The sequence below is a fragment of the Streptomyces sp. CB01881 genome, from assembly GCF_002953255.1.
Taxonomy (GTDB): Bacteria; Actinomycetota; Actinomycetes; order Streptomycetales; family Streptomycetaceae; genus Kitasatospora.
The window spans coordinates 7,417,772-7,418,648 of the sequence record NZ_CP026498.1 but is presented as its reverse complement, the minus strand read 5'-3'; the positions used below and the strand labels follow the sequence as shown (position 1 = coordinate 7,418,648).

Sequence of the window (877 nt, the reverse complement as noted above, 5' to 3'; positions counted from 1 at the left end):
CGGACGACATGGACGGCTCGGTGATCTTGTACTCGACCACCGAGCCGTCCATGTCGTCCGCGCCGTGGCTGAGCGCCAGCTGCGCGGTGGTGACGCCGTGCATCACCCAGAAGACCTTGACGTGCGGGACGTTGTCGAAGAGCAGCCGGGAGACCGCGAAGGTCTTCAGCGCCTCCGCGCCGGTGGCCATCTCCGTGCGGGCCATCAGCTTGTTGCGCACGACGCCGTCCTTGGAGTCGTGGAAGTCGTGCTGGTAGCGCAGCGGGATGAAGACCTGGAAGCCGCCGGTCTCGTCCTGGAGCTCGCGCAGCCGGAGCACGTGGTCGACGCGGTGGCGCGGCTCCTCGATGTGGCCGTAGAGCATCGTCGACGGCGTCTTGAGGCCCTTGGAGTGCGCCAGGCGGTGGATCCGCGACCAGTCCTCCCAGTGGGTGTCGTGGTCGACGATGTGCTGGCGGACCTCCCAGTCGAAGATCTCGGCGCCGCCGCCGGTCAGCGACTCCAGGCCGGCGTCGATCAGCTCGTCCAGGATCTCGTCGGCCGGCAGGCCGCTGATCTTCTCGAACCAGTGGATCTCGGTGGCCGTGAAGGCCTTCAGCGAGACGTTCGGCAGGGCCGCCTTCAGCTCCCGCAGCGAGCGCGGGTAGTAGCGCCACGGCAGGGTGGGGTGCAGCCCGTTGACGATGTGCAGCTCGGTGAGGGAGTCCACCTCCATCGCCTTGGCGAGGCGGACGGCCTCCTCGATGCGCATCGTGTACGCGTCCTTCTCGCCCGGCTTGCGCTGGAACGAGCAGTAGGCGCAGGACGCGTTGCACACGTTGGTCATGTTGAGGTGGCGGTTCACGTTGAAGTGGACGACGTCTCTTCCGCGTCGCGT

At 67.4% G+C, this 877-nt stretch carries 1 protein-coding gene; it reads right to left on the bottom strand.

Annotated features, from left to right (window positions below; genetic code table 11):
- A partial coding sequence (locus C2142_RS22335) for a CofH family radical SAM protein (protein ID WP_241002722.1) occupies window positions 1–877 on the bottom strand: 877 nt, incomplete at both ends.